The organism is Pseudomonas sp. SAR267 (genome assembly GCF_052077595.1).
In the GTDB taxonomy this organism is placed as follows: domain Bacteria; phylum Pseudomonadota; class Gammaproteobacteria; order Pseudomonadales; family Pseudomonadaceae; genus Aquipseudomonas; species Aquipseudomonas vlassakiae.
The window spans coordinates 330,297-347,885 of the sequence record NZ_JBQIHU010000001.1 but is presented as its reverse complement, the minus strand read 5'-3'; the positions used below and the strand labels follow the sequence as shown (position 1 = coordinate 347,885).

Sequence of the window (17,589 nt, the reverse complement as noted above, 5' to 3'; positions counted from 1 at the left end):
CCTTCGGTCAGTTCAGGTGGCGGCCCAGGCGGGCTTCCAGGTGTTTGAGCACGCGTCGGACCAGTTCGACGATCACCAGGTAGAGCACCGCGGCCCAGAGGTAGATCTGGAAGTCGAAACTGCGCGAGAACGCCAGCTTGGTCACGCCCATCAAGTCATAGAGGGTCACCAGCGAGGCGATGGCGCTGGCCTTGATCATCAGGATCAGCTCGTTGCCCAGCGGCCCGATGGCCACCAGCAACGATTGCGGCAGGATGACCTTGAAGAAGGTGGTTGAACGCTTGAGGTTCAGCGCCCGTGCCGCTTCGTACTGGCCCGGCGCAACGGCCATCAGGCTGCCGCGGAAGATCTCGGCCTGGTAGGCGGCGGTGTTGAGGGTGAACGCCAGCAACGTGCAGAACCAGGCTTCACGGAAGAACCACCAGAGGCCGAGGTCCTGCCAGAAGCCTTTGAGCGAGCCCAGGCCGTAATACAACAGGAACAGCTGGGCCAGCAGCGGCGAGCCGCGGAAGAAGTAGATGTAGCCGGCCGCCAAGCGTTGCAGCAGCGAGTGGCGCGACAGGCGCGCCAGGGCCAGCAACAGGCCGAGCACGGCGCCCAGGCTGAAGGAGATTGCCACCAGCTTGGCGGTCACCAGCAGGCCATCGACGAAGCGCGGCCCATAGCGCTCCAGCAGGTCCGGGTCCAGTACCAGGCCCAGCAGTTGTTCGGCACTCATGCGCGTGCTCCTTGCAGGTGGCGGTTGCTGCGCCGCTCGATATAGGCGAACACCCGTCCCGAGGCGGCCGAGAACAGCAGGTAAGCCAGGCAGGCAACGCCATAGAAGAACATCGGCTCCTTGGTCACGCTGACCGCAAGGTTGGTCTGGCGCATCAGGTCGACCAGCGAGATGGTCGATACCAGCGACGTGTCCTTGAGCAACGACAGCCAATTGTTCGACAGGCCCGGCAGGGCGATGCGCGTCAGTTGCGGCAGCACCACCTTGAAGAACCCGGTGCGCTTGCTCAGGCCCAGCGCCGAGCAGGCCTCCAGTTGCCCTTTGGGCAGGGTCTTGAATGCCGCCAGCCAGATCTCGCTGGAGAACGCTGCGAACACCAGGCTGAAGGCGATCATCGCGGCCAGGAAGGTGTTGATCAGGAATTCGCCTTCATAACCCATCGCCGCCAGCAGCTTTTGCGCGGCGATCTGGCAGCCGTAGTAGATGATCAGCAAGGTCAGCAGCTCGGGCAGGCCGCGGAATACGGTGGAAAAGGTGGTGGCCCAGGCGCGTGGCAGGCGCTTGCGCGAACGCGCCGCCAGGGCTACGGCCAGGCCCAGCGGCAGGCCGATGGGCAGGCAGGCGAGGGCCAGAGAAACGGTGACCAGGGCGCCGGCCAGCAGCGCCTGGCCCCAGCCACCACTGGCGAAGGACAGCAAGGACAATTGATCGAGCATGACGAACCCCTTGGGCGGGTAATGCGGTCTCTGTGTAGGAGCGGCCTTGTGTCGCGAAAGGGCTGCGCAGCGGCCCCAGGATTTATGCAGCAGCACAGATTGCCGGGGCCGCTATGCGGCCCTTTCGCGACACAAGGCCGCTCCTACAGGGATTTCGCAAAGACTTTCTACGGATCAGTTGTAGATATCGAAGGCAAAGTACTTGCTGGCGATCTTCTGGTAGGTGCCGTTGGCGACAATCTCGGCCAGTGCGGTGTTCAGCCGCTGGCGCAGGGCGTCATCGTCCTTGCGCACGGCTATCGCAGCGTCGGCCTTGGTGTTGGCTACATCGCCAAGGATCTTGCAGCAGTCGCCGCCGTTCTTGTTCATCCACTCGTGCAGCGGGAACTTGTCGGCGATCACCCCGTCCAGGCGCCCGGCGGCAAGGTCGGCGTTGGCCTCGTCCATGGTCGGGTACAGCTTCACCTCGGCGCCGGCCTTGGCATACACGTCTTCGGCATAGATGGCCTGGGTCGAGGACGACTGGGCGCCGACCGTGTAGCCGTCGAACTTGGTCTGGGCGTCGCCGATCTTGCTGTCCTTGGCCACAGCGACGGTCAGCGGGGTGCGGTAGTAGTGATCAGTGAAGGCGATTTTCTTGCGCCGTTCCTCGGTATCGATCATCGAGGCCACCACCGCGTCGTACTTGCGCGCCATCAAGGCGGGAATGATACCTTCCCAGTCCTGGGCAACCAGGGTGCATTCGACTTTCATCTGCTCGCACAGGGCATGGGTGATGTCGATGTCGAAGCCGTGCAGCTGGTTATCGGCATCGACATAGTTGAAGGGCGGGTAGGCACCTTCGGTGGCGAAGCGCAGGGTCTCGGCGCTGGCGTTGCCCGCCAGCAGCAGGGCACACGCACCCAGCATAGCCATGGTCTTGTTCATCTCGCACCTCTTGCACTCTTGCTATTGTTGTTTGCCCGCCGGCCACGAGGTGTAGCCGACGAACTCGTTATGTAGAGCGGCAGTTGCTTCCAAGCGTTTTTCAACATCAGGCCCGAGCTTCTTGCAGACCTCGTTGACCATCAGGTGCACCCACGACAGCATGGTCGCGGTGGATTCCCAGAACAGGTTGAATTCGGTGGGGATGCGGAACACTTCGTCGGCATGGGCATCGGCCCAGTCGCAGAAGGTGTCGGTCACCAAGGTGACCGGGATGCCGGCGGCGCGTGCCTTCTGGCACAGCTGCAGGGCATGGCGCGAATAGCGGCGGGCCTCGAACACCACCAGCGCGGTGTCTTCGCTGCGGCCGAGCAGCACGTCGCCGAAGTGCCCGGCGCTGCCATCGACCTGTTGCACGCCATCGCGCAGGTACTGCAGCAGGTGGCTCATGCACATGGCAATGCCGCGTTCGGTCTGGAAGCCGGCGATGCACACCCGGGGCTTTTCGGCCAGGCGCTGGGCCACGGCGTGCCAGGCGTCGCTCTGGCGGTATTCGTGCACGCGCACCAGGGCCGCGATTTCCCGCTCGAGGCTGCCGGCGTTGTCGCGGTCATCCTGGTTCTGGCGGTATTCTTGCAGGCGATCACCCATCAGCCAGGGGCCGTCGCCGAGGTCGCTCTGCAGGTCTTGTTTGAGGGCCTTGAGATGGGCATAACCGAGGGAGCGGCAGAAACGCCCGACACTGGACTCGCTGACACCCAGCTTGGCGGCAATGCTGGCCGAGGTCTGGAACGGCAGTTCGTGCAGGTTGGCGAGCATGTAGCTGGCGATCTTGCGGCCTGAGGCTGCGGCCCCTTGCAGGCTGTTTTCCAGGCGTTGCTTGATCGGTTGGCTCATGCTGCGGCTCCAGGTGAGGCGTGGAATAGAAAATGGCTGTTTTCTGTCATAGAGTCAACATTTGACAGATAGCTGTCACTTATCGGAAAGTTTTTGTCGTTGCATACGCTGTTGCCATTCCAATTCCAAGAAAGGAGCTACAGATGTCCGCACCTTCCGCCAGCCCGCTCGTGCGCCTGCCCTTCGCCGAGCTGCAGGGGCTGTTGCAAGCGATCCTCCAGCAGCACGGTTGCAGCGAGGCGGTGGCCAACGTGCTGGCCCACAACTGCGCCAGTGCCCAACGCGATGGCGCCCACAGCCATGGCGTGTTCCGTATCCCCGGTTACGTTTCGACCCTGGCCAGTGGCTGGGTCGACGGGCGTGCCATCCCCCAGGTGACCGACCTGGCGCCAGGCTACGTGCGCGTGGATGCCGCCGGTGGTTTCGCCCAGCCCGCCCTGGCCGCAGCGCGTCGGTTGCTGGTGGAAAAGGCCCGCAGCGCCGGCATTGCCGTGCTGGCGATCCACAACTCGCACCATTTCGCCGCACTGTGGCCGGATGTCGAACCCTTTGCCGATGAGGGCCTGGTGGCGCTGAGCGTGGTCAACAGCATGACCTGCGTGGTGCCGCACGGTGCGCGCAAACCGTTGTTCGGCACCAACCCGATCGCCTTCGCCGCGCCGTGCGCCGGGCATGACCCGATCGTATTCGACATGGCCACCAGCGCCATGGCCCACGGCGATGTGCAGATCGCTGCGCGGGCCGGCCAGGCATTGCCCGAGGGCATGGGCGTGGATGCCCAGGGCCAGCCGACCACCGACCCCAAGGCCATTCTCGAAGGCGGCGCGCTGTTGCCATTTGGCGGGCACAAGGGTTCGGCGCTGTCGATGATGGTCGAGTTGCTGGCGGCGGCGCTGACCGGCGGGCATTTCTCCTGGGAATTCGACTGGTCCGGCCACCCGGGGGCGAAAACACCGTGGACCGGGCAACTGATCATCGTCATCGACCCAAGCAAGGCCGAAGGTGACCGGTTTGCCCAGCGCAGCCGCGAACTGGTTGAGCACATGCAAGCCGCCGGGTTGTCGCGCATGCCAGGCGAGCGTCGCTACCGCGAGCGGAAACAGGCCGAGCGGGAAGGGGTGGCGGTGACTGAACAAGAGTTGCAAGGACTGAAAGAATTGCTTGGCTGATCCGGCCTCTTCGCGGGCAAGCCCGCAGGTACTGCACAGTCCCAAGGGCTGTGATATCCCTGTGGCAGCGGGCATGCCCGCGAAGAATCCAGCGCGAATCCCCAGCTGTGCAAAGTTGCATAGACAACCTTGCACTTATGTGATGTTCCTTGGGCCCGACTCCGGGTATCCTCAGGGCAGTCTTTCCGAACTGTCCTGATCCAAGGAGCTGCACGCTGTGTTCAAACATGTCGATGCCTATGCCGGCGACCCGATCCTCTCGTTGATGGAAACCTTCAAGGCCGACCCGCGCGCCGACAAGGTCAACCTGAGTATCGGCCTGTACTACGATGAGGCCGGTGTGGTGCCGCAGCTGGAAGCGGTGGATGCGGTGGAAAAGCGCATTGCCGGCCAGGCCCATGAAGCCTCGCTGTACCTGCCGATGGAAGGCCTGGCCAGCTATCGCCAGGCGATCCAGGCGCTGCTGTTCGGTGCCGACCACCCGGCCGTGACCGGCAAGCGCGTGGCCACCGTGCAGACCGTCGGCGGCTCCGGCGCGCTGAAAGTCGGTGCTGACTTCCTCAAGCGCTACTTCCCGCAGTCGGAAGTCTGGGTCAGCAACCCGACCTGGGACAACCACCGTGCCATTTTCGAAGGTGCCGGGTTCAAGGTGCACACCTACCCGTACTTCGACCAGGCCAGCCGTGGCGTCGACTTCGACGGCATGCTGCAGGCCCTGCAAGGCCTGCCGGCCAACAGCATCGTGCTGCTGCACCCGTGCTGCCACAACCCGACCGGTGCCGACCTCGAGCCGGCCCAGTGGCAGCAGGTGGTGGAAGTGGTCAAGGCGCGCCAGCTGATTCCGTTCCTCGACATCGCCTACCAGGGCTTCGGCGCAGGCCTGGTGGAAGACGCCTACGCCATCCGCGAAATGGCCCGTGCCGGTGTGCCGTGCCTGGTCAGCAACTCGTTCTCCAAAATCTTCTCGCTGTACGGCGAGCGGGTAGGGGGCCTGTCAGTGGTCTGCGACGACGAAGCCACCACCCAGAGCGTGCTCGGCCAGCTCAAGGCCACCGTGCGTCGCAACTACTCCAGCCCGCCCAACTTCGGTGCCCAGCTGGTGGCAGGCGTGCTCGGCGATGCCGCGCTGAACGCCCAGTGGGCCGCAGAGGTGGAAGTGATGCGCAAGCGCATCCTCGACATGCGCGAGGCGCTGGTCGATGCCCTGGCGGTGCTGCTGCCAGGCCAGGATTTCCAGTTCTTCCTGCGCCAGCGCGGCATGTTCAGCTACACCGGCTTCAGCGTCGAGCAGGTGCGTCGCCTGCGTGACGAGTTCGGCGTGTACCTGATCGACAGCGGCCGGGTGTGCATGTCTGGCCTGCGCCCAGCCAACCTGCAGCGGGTTGCCGAGGCGTTCGCCGCAGTACAGAAGTAATTGCGGTTCTGCGCAGCCCTTGCAGGAGCGGCCTTGTGTCGCCAAAGGGCCGCAACGCGGCCCCAGCAATCTGTGGCTCTGCACAGATCTGGGGCCGCTGCGCAGCCCTTTCGCGACACAAGGCCGCTCCTGCAATCAGCCCCATCTGTGCAACCTGCTTGTAAAGACAAGTGCAACCGCCTCTCGGAAAGGGGCTTCGCAAGTGCAACCTTTCGGTGCACAATCGCGCCCCTCTTTCCCGGTTGAGTTGGGCGATCACGCAATTTCGCCATTCTCAGCCTGTTGCAGTCTTGCGAGTGGAGCTTCACCCGGAATGAATGAGCAGGCCCCAAGCGTTGAACAACGCTTTGCAGAATCGACCCCCGCCACCCTCGGCAGCTGGTCGCGTAACGACACCACCTGGATGCTGGGCCTGTTCGGCACGGCCATCGGCGCAGGCACCTTGTTCCTGCCGATCAACGCCGGTCTGGGCGGCTTCTGGCCGCTGCTGATCCTGGCCGCGCTGGCCTTCCCGATGACCTATTTCTCGCACCGTGGCCTGACCCGCTTCGTGCTGTCCGGGCGTAGCGGCGGCGACATCACCCAAGTGGTCGAAGAGCACTTCGGCATCAAGGCCGGTGCGCTGATCACCGTGCTGTACTTCTTCGCCATCTTCCCGATCCTGCTTATCTATAGCGTGGCGCTGACCAACACCGTCAGCAGCTTCATGGAGCACCAACTGCACATGGCGCCGCCACCACGGGCAGTGCTGTCATTCGTGCTGATCCTTGGCCTGCTGGCGATCGTGCGCTGCGGCGAGCAGGCCACGGTCAAGGTCATGAGCCTGCTGGTGTACCCGTTCATCGTTGCGTTGGGGCTACTGGGTCTGTACCTGATTCCGCACTGGACCGGTGGCATCCTCGACAGCGCCGCCCAGGTGCCGTCGGGCTCGGCCTTCCTGCACACCCTGTGGCTGGCCATTCCGGTGATGGTGTTCTCGTTCAACCATTCGCCGATCATCTCGGCCTTCGCCGTCGACCAGAAGCGCAGCTATGGCGAACACGCCGACGAGCGCAGCGGCCAGATACTGCGCCGTGCCCACCTGCTGATGGTGGTGATGGTGCTGTTCTTCGTGTTCAGCTGCGTGCTCACCCTGAGCAGCGCCCAGCTGGCCGAGGCGAAGGCGCAGAACCTGTCGATCCTGTCGTACCTGGCCAACCACTTCAGCAATCCGACCATTGCCTTTGCCGCGCCACTGATCGCCTTTGTCGCCATTGCGAAGTCATTCCTGGGCCACTACATCGGTGCCAGTGAAGGCCTCAAGGGCATCATCGCCAAGGCCGGTGCCCGCCCAGGCGCCAAGACCCTGGACCGCGTGGTCGCCGCGCTGATGCTGGTGGTCTGCTGGATCGTCGCCACCCTCAATCCGAGCATCCTTGGCATGATCGAATCGCTCGGCGGCCCGATCCTCGCCGTGCTGCTGTTCCTGATGCCGATGTACGCCATCCGTCGCGTGCCGTCGATGCGCCAATACAGTGGTGCGCTGTCGAACGTGTTCGTGGTGGTGGTCGGCCTGGTTGCGCTGACCTCCGTGGTGTACAGCCTGATCAGCTGACTCACTGCCTGAATCGGAAAAAGCCCGGGGCGTTTGTCGCCATCCGGGCTTTTTTTTGTCCACAGTAATTGTACGGAAATAGAACAATTTCAATGCCCCCATAGGCACCCGGCCGCCTTCATGATTAACTCAGTGTCCTTTTCAAACCCCCGCATAAGGATTTCGTCATGGCTCAAGTGACCCTCAAAGGCAACCCGGTTCAGGTCAACGGCACTCTGCCACAGGTCGGTGCCCAGGCCCCGGCTTTCTCCCTGGTCGGTGAAGGCCTGGCTGACAAGTCGCTGAAGGACTTCGCCGGCAAGCGCAAGGTGCTGAACATCTTCCCGAGCGTCGACACCCCGACCTGCGCCACGTCGGTTCGCAAGTTCAACGCCCAGGCCAACGACGTGGCCAACACCGTCGTCCTGTGCATCTCGGCCGACCTGCCGTTCGCCCAGGCGCGCTTCTGCGGTGCCGAAGGCCTGGACAACGTGAAGAACCTGTCCACCCTGCGTGGCGCCGAATTCCTGGAGAACTATGGCGTCGCCATCGCCGACGGCCCGCTGGCCGGCCTGGCTGCCCGCGCTGTGGTCGTACTGGATGAGAACGACAAGGTGCTGCACAGCGAGCTGGTTGGCGAGATCGCCGACGAGCCGAACTACGACGCAGCCTTGGCTGTACTGAAGTAAGGATCGCTTAGGGCAGGGTGTGCAGTATCAGCCTGTCCCGGCCCATTCGCGGGTAAACCCGCTCCCACAGGGACGGTGTAATACCTGTAGGAGCGGGTTTACCCGCGAATAGGCCGGAACAGGTGAAGGAACTCTTCAACCCATCACAGCTCAAAGCAATACCCTGTAACGGCCCGGAACCTTTTCCGGGCCGTTTTCGTTTAAAGTTCAGCCTTTTGGCAACGTCAGGCAAAGGTAAACCTCTGGTAAAGGGCCTTTGCTAAAACAGAGCCAGTGCTTATCGTTCAACCTTCCCAAGCCGCCATTTCTGAACAAGGTTCGTTCAACCCATGCAAGTGTCCAATTCCCGATCCCCTCGTCGCTGGCTCGTCGGCCTGCTGATCCTGCTGCTGGTGGCCCTGCTGGCCTGGTGGCTGTGGCCTGCGGCAACGCCTGCCCACAAAGCGGCCAGCGCGGGGCGCGGCAACAAAGGCATGGGGATGGGCATGGGCCGGCCGGGTTTCGGCGGCTCCACCGACCCGGTGCCGGTGCGTGTCGAGCCGGTGCGAGTGGGCGACTTCCCGCTCTACTACAAGGCCTTGGGCACTGTCACGGCGACCAACACGGTGAATGTGCGCAGCCGGGTGGCCGGCGAGCTGGTGAAAATCCTGTTCAAGGAGGGCCAGCAGGTCAAGGCAGGCGACCTGCTCGCGGAAATCGACCCGCGCCCTTACCGCATTGCATTGCAGCAGGCCGAAGGCACCCTGGCACAGAACCAGGCGCAACTGAAGAACGCCCAGGTCGACCTGGCGCGCTACAAGGGCCTGTATGCCCAGGACAGCATCGCCAAGCAGACCCTCGATACAGCCGAAGCTCAGGTTGCGCAGTTCCAGGGTCTGGTCAAGACCAACCAGGCTCAGGTCAACGATGCCCGCCTGAACCTCGATTTCACCCAGATCCGCGCCCCGATCAACGGCCGCGTGGGCCTGCGCCAGCTCGACCTGGGCAACCTGGTGGCGGCCAACGACACCACCGCCCTGGTGGTGATCACCCAGACCGAGCCGATCAGCGTCGCCTTCACCTTGCCCGAGACCGAGCTGAACACCGTGCTTGACCGTTACCGCAGCGGCGCCAGCCTGCCGGTCGAGGCCTGGGACCGCACCGACAGCAAACTGCAGTCGACCGGCGTGCTGGGCAGCATCGACAACCAGATCGACACCACCACCGGTACCCTGAAGTTCAAAGGCCGCTTCGAGAACAAGGACCTGGCCCTGTTCCCCAATCAGTTCGTCAACGTGCGTCTGCTGGCCGACACCCTCAAGCAGGTGGTGATGGCGCCGGCCGCGGCCGTGCAGTTCGGCAACGAGGGCACCTTCGCCTACGTGGTCAATGACCAGGGCACGGTCAACATCCGCAAGCTCAAGGTTGGCGCCAGCGATGGCCAGAACAGTGTCATCCTTGAGGGCCTCAAGGCCGGTGAGCGCCTGGTGCTGGAAGGCACCGACCGCCTGCGTGAAGGGACCAAGGTCGAAGTGGTCGAAGACAGCTCGCAAGTGCCGACCACCCCCGGTCAGCACCTGCAGGGCCAGGACGCCAAGGGATCAGCCCAGAGCGATGAGGCGCCTTCCGGCAAAGCGGCAGCCAGGGCGGGCGCATGAACCTGTCACGCCTGTTCATCCTGCGCCCGGTCGCTACCACGCTGACCATGCTGGCCATCGTCCTGGCCGGGCTGATCGCCTACAAGTTGTTGCCCGTTTCCGCCTTGCCCCAGGTCGACTACCCGACCATCCGGGTCATGACCCTGTACCCGGGCGCCAGCCCACAGGTGATGACCAGTGCTGTCACCGCACCGTTGGAGCGCCAGTTCGGCCAGATGCCCGGCCTTGAGCAGATGGCATCGACCAGCTCCGGCGGCGCCTCGGTGCTGACCCTGCGCTTCAGCCTGGACATGAACATGGACGTCGCCGAGCAACAGGTGCAGGCCGCGATCAACGCCGCCAGCAACCTGTTGCCCAGCGACCTGCCTGCGCCGCCGGTATACAACAAGGTCAACCCGGCCGACACCCCGGTGCTGACCCTGGCCATTTCCAGCAAGACCATGCCGCTGCCCAAGCTCAACGACCTGGTCGACACCCGGGTGGCGCAGAAGCTCGCGCAGATCAGCGGGGTGGGCATGGTCAGCATCGCCGGCGGCCAGCGCCAGGCGGTGCGGATCAAGGTCAACGTCGACGCACTGGCGGCCAACGGCCTCAACCTCGACGATGTGCGCACCCTGATCGGCGCGTCCAACGTCAACCAGCCCAAGGGCAACTTCGACGGCCCGACCCGGGTGTCGATGCTCGACGCCAACGACCAGCTGCGCTCGCCGGAGGAATACGCCAACCTCATTCTCGCCTACAACAATGGCGCGCCGCTGCGCCTGAAGGACGTCGCCGAGATCGTCGACGGCGCCGAGAACGAACGCCTGGCTGCCTGGGCCAACCAGAACCAGGCCGTGCTGCTGAATATCCAGCGCCAGCCTGGGGCCAACGTCATCGACGTGGTCGACCGCATCAAGGCGCTGCTGCCATCGGTCACCGATAACCTGCCGGCCGGCCTCGATGTGTCGGTGCTGACCGATCGCACGCAAACCATCCGCGCTGCAGTCAAGGACGTGCAACATGAGCTGCTGATCGCCATCGTGCTGGTGGTGATGGTGACTTTCGTGTTCCTGCGCCGCTTCAGCGCCACGATCATTCCCTCGATTGCCGTACCGCTGTCGCTGATCGGCACCTTCGGCGTGATGTACCTGGCCGGCTTCTCGGTGAACAACCTGACGCTCATGGCCCTGACCATTGCCACCGGTTTCGTGGTCGACGACGCCATCGTCATGCTCGAGAACATCTCGCGCCACATCGAGGAAGGCGAAACGCCGCTGCAGGCGGCACTCAAAGGTGCCAGGCAGATCGGCTTCACCCTGATTTCGCTGACCTTCTCGTTGATCGCGGTACTGATCCCGTTGCTGTTCATGGCCGATGTGGTCGGCCGGCTGTTCCGCGAATTCGCCATCACCCTGGCGGTGGCCATCCTGATTTCCCTGGTGGTGTCGCTGACCTTGACGCCGATGATGTGCGCGCGCCTGCTCAAGCGCGAGCCAAGGGAGGAAGAGCAGGGCCGCTTCTACCGCGCCAGCGGTGCCTGGATCGACTGGATGATCGAACACTACGGCCGCGGCCTGCAGTGGGTGCTCAAGCACCAGCCGCTGACCTTGCTGGTGGCCGTGGCGACCTTGGCACTCACCGTGCTGCTGTACATGGTGGTGCCCAAGGGCTTCTTCCCGGCGCAGGACACCGGGGTGATCCAGGGTATTTCCGAAGCGCCGCAATCCACCTCGTTCGCCGCCATGAGCGAGCGCCAACAGGCGCTGAGCAAGGTGATCCTGCAAGACCCGGCGGTGCAGAGCCTGTCGTCCTACATCGGTGTCGACGGCGACAACGCCACGCTCAACAGTGGCCGCATGCTGATCAACCTCAAGCCCCACGGCGAGCGTGATGTCAGCGCCGGGGAAGTCATCAGCCGCCTGCAACCGCAGCTCGACAAGCTGGTCGGTATCCGCCTGTTCATGCAACCGGTGCAGGACCTGAGCATCGAGGACCGGGTCAGCCGCACCCAATACCAGTTCAGCCTGTCTTCACCTGACGCTGACTTGCTGGCGCAGTGGAGCGGCAAGCTGGTGCACGCCCTGCAGCAGCGCCCGGAGTTGCAGGATGTGGCCAGTGATCTGCAGGACAAGGGCCTGCAGGTGTACCTGGTGATCGACCGTGACATGGCCAGCCGGCTGGGCATCAGCGTGTCGCAGATCACCAACGCCCTGTACGATGCCTTCGGCCAGCGGCAGATTTCAACCATCTACACCCAGGCCAGCCAGTACCGCGTGGTGCTGCAGTCGCAGGACGCGGCAGTCATCGGCCCGCAGGCGCTGGAATCGATCCACGTCAAGGCCACCGATGGCGGCCAGGTGCGGCTGTCGGCACTGGCGCGGATCGAGCAGCGCCAGGCACAGCTGGCCATCTCGCACATCGGCCAGTTCCCCGCAGTGACACTGTCGTTCAACCTGGCCCAGGGAGCGTCGCTGGGCGAGGCGGTCAAGGTGATCGAGCAGGTGCAGCAGGACATCGGCATGCCGCTCGGTGTGCAAACCCGCTTCCAGGGGGCCGCCGAAGCCTTCCAGGCCTCGCTGTCGAGCACCTTGCTGCTGATCCTGGCGGCCGTGGTGACCATGTACATCGTGCTGGGCGTGCTGTACGAGAGCTACATCCACCCGGTGACCATCCTCTCGACCTTGCCGTCGGCGGCAGTCGGCGCGTTGCTGGCACTGATCCTCAGCGGCAACGACCTGGGCATGATCGCCATCATTGGCATCATCCTGCTGATCGGCATCGTCAAGAAGAACGCGATCATGATGATCGACTTTGCCTTGGAGGCCGAGCGCAACCAGGGCATGAGCCCGCGCGATGCGATTTACCAGGCGGCGCTGCTGCGCTTCCGGCCAATCCTGATGACCACCCTGGCCGCATTGTTCGGCGCCGTGCCGCTGATGCTGGCCACCGGTTCCGGTGCCGAGCTGCGCCAGCCGCTGGGCCTGGTGATGGTTGGCGGCCTGTTGGTCAGCCAGGTGCTGACGCTATTCACCACACCGGTCATCTACCTGTACTTCGACCGTCTGGCCCGCCGCTGGCGCCCGGCCGCTGACGCGCAGCAGGCCGAGGCATGAACCTGTCCGCACCGTTCATTCGCCGGCCCGTGGCGACCATGCTGCTGAGCCTGGCGATCATGCTGCTCGGTGGTGTCAGCTTCGGCTTGCTGCCGGTGGCGCCGTTGCCGCAGATGGACTTCCCGGTGATCGTCGTGCAAGCCAACCTGTCCGGGGCCAGCCCGGAGGTCATGGCCGCCACCGTGGCCACGCCGCTGGAACGCAAGCTTGGCAGCATTGCCGGCGTCACCACCCTGACCAGCAGCTCCAACCAGGGCTCGACCCGGGTGATCATCGGTTTCGAGATGGGGCGCGACATCGACGGTGCCGCACGTGAGGTGCAGGCGGCGATCAATGCCACGCGCAACCTGTTGCCCAGCGGCATGCGCAGCATGCCCACCTACAAGAAGATCAACCCGTCGCAGGCGCCGATCATGGTGCTCTCGCTGACCTCCAGCGTGCTGCAGAAGGGCCAGCTGTACGACCTGGCCGATACCATCCTGTCGCAGAGCCTGGCGCAGGTCAGCGGGGTCGGCGAAGTGCAGATCGGTGGCAGCTCGCTGCCAGCGGTGCGCATCGCCGTGGAGCCTCAGCTGCTCAACCAGTACAGCCTGTCGCTGGACGAGGTGCGCACGGCGGTCTCCAACGCCAACCAGCGCCGGCCCATGGGCTTTGTCGAGGATGCCGGGCGCAACTGGCAGGTGAGGGCCAACGACCAGCTGGAAACCGCCAAGGACTACGAGCCGATCGTGATCCGCCAGTCGAATGGCACCATCCTGCGGCTGTCGGACGTGGCCACCATTACCGATGGCGTCGAGAACCGCTACAACAGCGGCTTCTTCAACGACCAGAGCGCCGTGCTGCTGGTGGTCAACCGCCAGAGCGGCGCCAACATCATCGAAACCGTCGACCAGATCAAGGCGCAGCTGCCGGCCCTGCAGTCGTTGCTGCCGGCCAGCGTCCAGTTGAACGTGGCCATGGACCGCTCGCCCGTGATCAAGGCGACCCTGAAGGAGGCCGAGCACACGCTGCTGATTGCCGTGGTGCTGGTGATCCTGGTGGTCTACCTGTTCCTCGGCAGCTTGCGCGCCTCGCTGATCCCCAGCCTGGCGGTGCCGGTGTCGCTGGTGGGCACCTTCGCGGTGATGTACCTGTGCGGTTTTTCGCTGAACAACCTGTCGCTGATGGCGCTGATCCTTGCCACCGGGCTGGTTGTCGACGATGCCATCGTGGTGCTGGAGAACATCTCCCGGCACATCGAGGACGGCCAGCCCCCGATGCGTGCGGCGTTCCTGGGCGCCAAGGAGGTCGGCTTCACCTTGCTGTCGATGAACGTATCGCTGGTGGCGGTATTCGTCTCGATCCTGTTCATGGGCGGCATCGTGCGCAACCTGTTCCAGGAGTTCTCGGTCACCCTGGCGGCGGCCATCATCGTCTCGCTGGTGGTTTCGCTGACCCTCACGCCGATGCTCTGCGCCCGCTGGCTCAAGCCGCACCGCGCCGAGCCGACACGCCTGCAGCGCTGGAGCGACAGGGCCCACCAGCGCATGGTCGATGTCTATGACCGAAGCCTTGGCTGGGCCTTGCGCCACAGGCGCCTGACCCTGATCAGCCTGTTGGCGACCATCGGCCTGAACGTCGCCCTGTACGTGGTGGTGCCCAAGACCTTGATACCGCAACAGGACACCGGCCAGCTGATCGGCTTCATCCGTGGTGACGACGGCCTGTCGTTCAACGTGATGCAACCGAAGATGGAAATCTACCGCCGCGCCTTGCTCGCCGACCCGGCAGTGGAAAGCGTGGCCGGCTTCATCGGTGGCAACAGCGGCACCAACAACGCCATGGTGCTGGTGCGGTTGAAACCGATCAGCGAGCGCAAGCTCGACGCGCAGAAGATCATCGAGCGCCTGCGCAAGGAAATGCCCAAGGTCGCGGGAGGGCGGCTGTTCCTGATGGCCGACCAGGACCTGCAGTTGGGCGGCGGTGGCCGCGACCAGTCCTCCTCGCAATACCTGTATACCCTGCAGAGCGGCGATTTGGCGGCCCTGCGCCAGTGGTTCCCCAAGGTGGTCGCGGCACTGCGCGCATTGCCCGAGCTCACCGCCATCGATGCCCGCGACGGTTCCGGCACCCAGCAGGTGACCCTGGTGGTCGACCGTGACCAGGCCAAGCGCCTGGGCATCGACATGGACATGGTCACCGCCGTGCTGAACAACGCCTACAGCCAGCGGCAGATCTCGACCATCTACGACAGCCTCAACCAGTACCAGGTGGTGCTGGAGATCAACCCGAAATACGCCTGGGACCCGAGCACGCTGGAACAGGTGCAGGTCATCACCAGTGACGGTGCGCGGGTGCCGCTGTCGACCATCGCCCGTTACGAGAACAGCCTGGCCAACGATCGGGTCAGCCATGAAGGCCAGTTCGCCTCCGAAGACATTGCCTTCGACATTGCCGAAGGCTACAGCCCCGACCAGGCCATGGCTGCCGTGGAGCGGGAGGTTGCCAAGCTGGGCTTGCCCGAGGAAGTAATCGCCAAGCTCGGTGGCACGGCCAGTGCCTTCGCCAAGACCCAGGAAGGGCAGCCGTTCATGATCCTCGGCGCCCTGGTGCTGGTGTACCTGGTGCTGGGCATCCTCTACGAAAGCTACATCCACCCGCTGACCATCCTGTCGACCTTGCCCTCGGCTGGCGTCGGTGCCTTGCTCGCCCTGTACGCCACCGGCGGCGAGTTCAGCCTGATCTCGTTGCTGGGCCTGTTCCTGCTGATCGGCGTGGTGAAGAAGAACGCCATCCTGATGATCGACCTGGCGCTGCAGCTGGAGCGTCACCAGGGCCTGAGCCCGGAGGAGTCGATCCGCCGCGCCTGCCTGCTGCGCCTGCGGCCGATCCTGATGACTACCCTGGCCGCCATCCTGGGCGCCTTGCCGCTGCTGATCAGCCGTGCCGAAGGTGCGGAGATGCGCCAGCCGCTGGGCCTGACCATCATTGGCGGCCTGGTCGTCAGCCAGCTGCTGACCCTGTACACGACGCCGGTGGTTTACCTTTACCTGGACCGCTTGCGTCACCGATTCAACCATTGGCGCGGTGTACGCACCGACGCCGCCCTGGACACACCGCTATGAACTTCGCCCAGACCCGACTTCACCGTGCCTTGCAGCTCTTGACCCGTGGGCGGGGCTCTCGCCTGGCCGGCACCGGTCTGTGCGTGGCCATGCTCAGTGCCTGTACCCTGAGCCCGGACTACCACCGCCCGCAGCTGAGCACCCCGGCGCAGTACAAGCAGGCCGAAGGCTGGACCCAGGCTAATCCGTCCGATGCCATTGCCCGTGGCGCCTGGTGGGAAATCTACGGCGACGCCGGGTTGAATGCGCTGGTCGAGGAGCTCAACCGCAGCAACCAGACCGTCGCGCAGTCCGAAGCCCAGTATCGTCAGGCCCAGGCCCTGGTGCGCAGCAGCCGGGCGTCGCTGTTCCCCAGCCTGGACCTGAGTGCCAGCAAGAACCGCTCGGCACAAGGCACCGGCAGTTCCAGTTCGAGCCTGTCCAACAACAGCAGCGGCATCCGCAACACCTACAACGCGCAGCTCGGCGTAAGCTGGGAAGTCGACCTGTGGGGCAAGCTGCGCGAGACCCTGAACGCCAACGAGGCCAGCGCCGAAGCCAGCTTCGCCGACCTGGCCGCGATTCGCCTCAGCCAGCAGTCCGAACTGGTACAGAACTACTTGCAACTGCGGGTGATCGACGAACAGAAGCGCTTGCTCGAAGCCACCGTCGCAACCTATGAGCGCTCACTGCGGATGAACGAAAACCAGTATCGCGCTGGCGTTGCCGGCCCGGACGCGGTGGCGCAGGCGCGTACCCAGTTGAAGTCCACGCAAGCGGACCTGATCGACCTGGTCTGGCAGCGCGCGCAGTTCGAGAATGCCATCGCCGTGCTGCTGGGCAAGGCCCCGGCGGAGTTCTCCCTGGCCGACAGCAAAAGCATTCCGGCACTGCCGCAGATTCCGCTGACGCTGCCGTCGCAACTGCTCGAACGCCGCCCGGATATCGCCTCGGCCGAGCGCAACGTGATGGCCGCCAACGCCAATATCGGCGTGGCCCGTGCTGCCTACTTCCCGGACTTGAGCCTGAGCATGAGCGGTGGCTATTCCAGCAGCAGCTTCAGCAACTGGATCGAACTGCCCAACCGCTACTGGTCGGTGGGGCCGCAACTGGCGATGACCTTGTTCGACGCGGGCAAGCGCGGCGCCGAAGTTGACCGCACCCGGGCGGTGTATGACCAGACCGTGGCGCAGTACCGCCAGACCGTACTCGACGGTTTCAAGGAGGTTGAGAACTTCCTGGTGCAGTTGAAGGTGTATGCCGACGAAGCCGTGGTGCGCCAGGAAGCGCTGGACGCGGCACGCGAATCGTTGCGCCTGACCGAGAACCAGTACCGGGCGGGCCTGATCGGTTACCTCGATGTGGTCAACGTGCAGACCACCGCGCTGAGTAACGAACGCAGTGCTTTGACCCTGTTGCAGGGGCGGCTGGTGGCCAGCGTGCAACTGATAGCCGCGCTGGGCGGCGGCTGGGATGCCGAACAGGCGTTTGCCCGGCAGGACTAAGGCGCGTTCATTGTAGGAGCGGCCTTGTGTCGCGAAAGGGCTGCGTAGCAGCCCCACGATGTTGGCGTTTACCCAATAATTGCTGGGGCTGCTCCGCAGCCCTTTCGCGACACAAGGCCGCTCCTGCAAGATGCGGGTCAACCGACAAATGGCAATGTGCCTTCATTCG

At 64.2% G+C, this 17,589-nt stretch carries 12 protein-coding genes; 8 read left to right on the top strand and 4 right to left on the bottom strand.

Features of this window, described 5'->3' with window-relative positions; translation table 11 throughout:
- Positions 1 to 7: 7 nt before the first annotated feature.
- The 4 genes from ACTORR_RS01905 to ACTORR_RS01890 form a co-directional block, all read right to left on the bottom strand.
- The gene (locus tag ACTORR_RS01905) at positions 8 to 718 is read right to left on the bottom strand and encodes an ABC transporter permease (protein ID WP_054886598.1); all 711 of its coding nucleotides are present in this window, start codon (positions 716 to 718) and stop codon (positions 8 to 10) included.
- The gene (locus ACTORR_RS01900) at positions 715 to 1,434 is read right to left on the bottom strand and encodes an ABC transporter permease (protein ID WP_054886597.1); all 720 of its coding nucleotides are present in this window, start codon (positions 1,432 to 1,434) and stop codon (positions 715 to 717) included. Before ACTORR_RS01900 ends, ACTORR_RS01905 begins: the two co-directional genes overlap by 4 nt.
- Positions 1,435 to 1,608: 174 nt before the next feature.
- Positions 1,609 to 2,361, bottom strand: a complete 753-nt coding sequence (locus ACTORR_RS01895; RefSeq protein ID WP_054886596.1) for a transporter substrate-binding domain-containing protein — start codon at positions 2,359 to 2,361, stop codon at positions 1,609 to 1,611.
- A 21-nt stretch (positions 2,362 to 2,382) separates the two neighbouring features.
- Positions 2,383 to 3,255: a MurR/RpiR family transcriptional regulator gene (locus ACTORR_RS01890; RefSeq protein WP_054886595.1), complete on the bottom strand. Its 873-nt coding sequence runs from the start codon at positions 3,253 to 3,255 to the stop codon at positions 2,383 to 2,385.
- Positions 3,256 to 3,398: 143 nt separating this feature from the next.
- On the opposite strand from ACTORR_RS01890, the gene ACTORR_RS01885 reads away from it, so the two are divergent.
- The 8 genes from ACTORR_RS01885 to ACTORR_RS01850 all read left to right on the top strand — a co-directional run bounded on the left by ACTORR_RS01885 (position 3,399) and on the right by ACTORR_RS01850 (position 17,420).
- Positions 3,399 to 4,424: an Ldh family oxidoreductase gene (locus ACTORR_RS01885; RefSeq protein ID WP_099813661.1), complete on the top strand. Its 1,026-nt coding sequence runs from the start codon at positions 3,399 to 3,401 to the stop codon at positions 4,422 to 4,424.
- 217 nt (positions 4,425 to 4,641) lie between these two features.
- Positions 4,642 to 5,838 (top strand): amino acid aminotransferase, encoded by a 1,197-nt coding sequence (locus tag ACTORR_RS01880; RefSeq protein WP_313364573.1) that lies wholly within the window; start codon positions 4,642 to 4,644, stop codon positions 5,836 to 5,838.
- Between the two features lie 313 nt (positions 5,839 to 6,151).
- Positions 6,152 to 7,432, top strand: coding sequence for a serine/threonine transporter (locus tag ACTORR_RS01875; RefSeq protein WP_099813664.1), 1,281 nt, complete (start codon positions 6,152 to 6,154; stop codon positions 7,430 to 7,432).
- 167 nt (positions 7,433 to 7,599) lie between these two features.
- Positions 7,600 to 8,100: a thiol peroxidase gene (gene tpx, locus ACTORR_RS01870; protein WP_054886591.1), complete on the top strand. Its 501-nt coding sequence runs from the start codon at positions 7,600 to 7,602 to the stop codon at positions 8,098 to 8,100.
- A gap of 329 nt (positions 8,101 to 8,429) precedes the next feature.
- The gene (locus ACTORR_RS01865) at positions 8,430 to 9,737 is read left to right on the top strand and encodes an MdtA/MuxA family multidrug efflux RND transporter periplasmic adaptor subunit (RefSeq protein WP_054886590.1); all 1,308 of its coding nucleotides are present in this window, start codon (positions 8,430 to 8,432) and stop codon (positions 9,735 to 9,737) included.
- Entirely contained in the window at positions 9,734 to 12,832 is a 3,099-nt protein-coding gene (locus ACTORR_RS01860; protein ID WP_054886589.1) for an MdtB/MuxB family multidrug efflux RND transporter permease subunit, read from the top strand. The genes ACTORR_RS01865 and ACTORR_RS01860 overlap by 4 nt, the downstream gene beginning before the upstream one ends.
- Positions 12,829 to 15,936 carry an efflux RND transporter permease subunit gene (locus ACTORR_RS01855; RefSeq protein WP_313364574.1) on the top strand — a complete coding sequence of 1,036 codons (3,108 nt, stop codon included), beginning with the start codon at positions 12,829 to 12,831 and terminating at the stop codon, positions 15,934 to 15,936. The genes ACTORR_RS01860 and ACTORR_RS01855 overlap by 4 nt, the downstream gene beginning before the upstream one ends.
- Complete coding sequence (locus tag ACTORR_RS01850) at positions 15,933 to 17,420, top strand: efflux transporter outer membrane subunit (RefSeq protein WP_313364575.1); 1,488 nt, start codon at positions 15,933 to 15,935, stop codon at positions 17,418 to 17,420. The genes ACTORR_RS01855 and ACTORR_RS01850 overlap by 4 nt, the downstream gene beginning before the upstream one ends.
- Positions 17,421 to 17,589: the final 169 nt, after the last annotated feature.

What these genes read in the sequence shown, in the direction of transcription:
- ACTORR_RS01855 (WP_313364574.1), top strand. Translation starts at nt 12,829, where the DNA reads ATGAACCTGTCCGCACCGTTCATTCGCCGGCCCGTGGCGACCATGCTG.
- ACTORR_RS01885 (WP_099813661.1), top strand. Translation starts at nt 3,399, where the DNA reads ATGTCCGCACCTTCCGCCAGCCCGCTCGTGCGCCTGCCCTTCGCCGAG.
- ACTORR_RS01900 (WP_054886597.1), bottom strand. Translation starts at nt 1,434, where the DNA reads ATGCTCGATCAATTGTCCTTGCTGTCCTTCGCCAGTGGTGGCTGGGGC.
- ACTORR_RS01890 (WP_054886595.1), bottom strand. Translation starts at nt 3,255, where the DNA reads ATGAGCCAACCGATCAAGCAACGCCTGGAAAACAGCCTGCAAGGGGCC.
- ACTORR_RS01850 (WP_313364575.1), top strand. Translation starts at nt 15,933, where the DNA reads ATGAACTTCGCCCAGACCCGACTTCACCGTGCCTTGCAGCTCTTGACC.
- ACTORR_RS01905 (WP_054886598.1), bottom strand. Translation starts at nt 718, where the DNA reads ATGAGTGCCGAACAACTGCTGGGCCTGGTACTGGACCCGGACCTGCTG.
- ACTORR_RS01860 (WP_054886589.1), top strand. Translation starts at nt 9,734, where the DNA reads ATGAACCTGTCACGCCTGTTCATCCTGCGCCCGGTCGCTACCACGCTG.
- tpx (WP_054886591.1), top strand. Translation starts at nt 7,600, where the DNA reads ATGGCTCAAGTGACCCTCAAAGGCAACCCGGTTCAGGTCAACGGCACT.
- ACTORR_RS01875 (WP_099813664.1), top strand. Translation starts at nt 6,152, where the DNA reads ATGAATGAGCAGGCCCCAAGCGTTGAACAACGCTTTGCAGAATCGACC.
- ACTORR_RS01865 (WP_054886590.1), top strand. Translation starts at nt 8,430, where the DNA reads ATGCAAGTGTCCAATTCCCGATCCCCTCGTCGCTGGCTCGTCGGCCTG.
- ACTORR_RS01895 (WP_054886596.1), bottom strand. Translation starts at nt 2,361, where the DNA reads ATGAACAAGACCATGGCTATGCTGGGTGCGTGTGCCCTGCTGCTGGCG.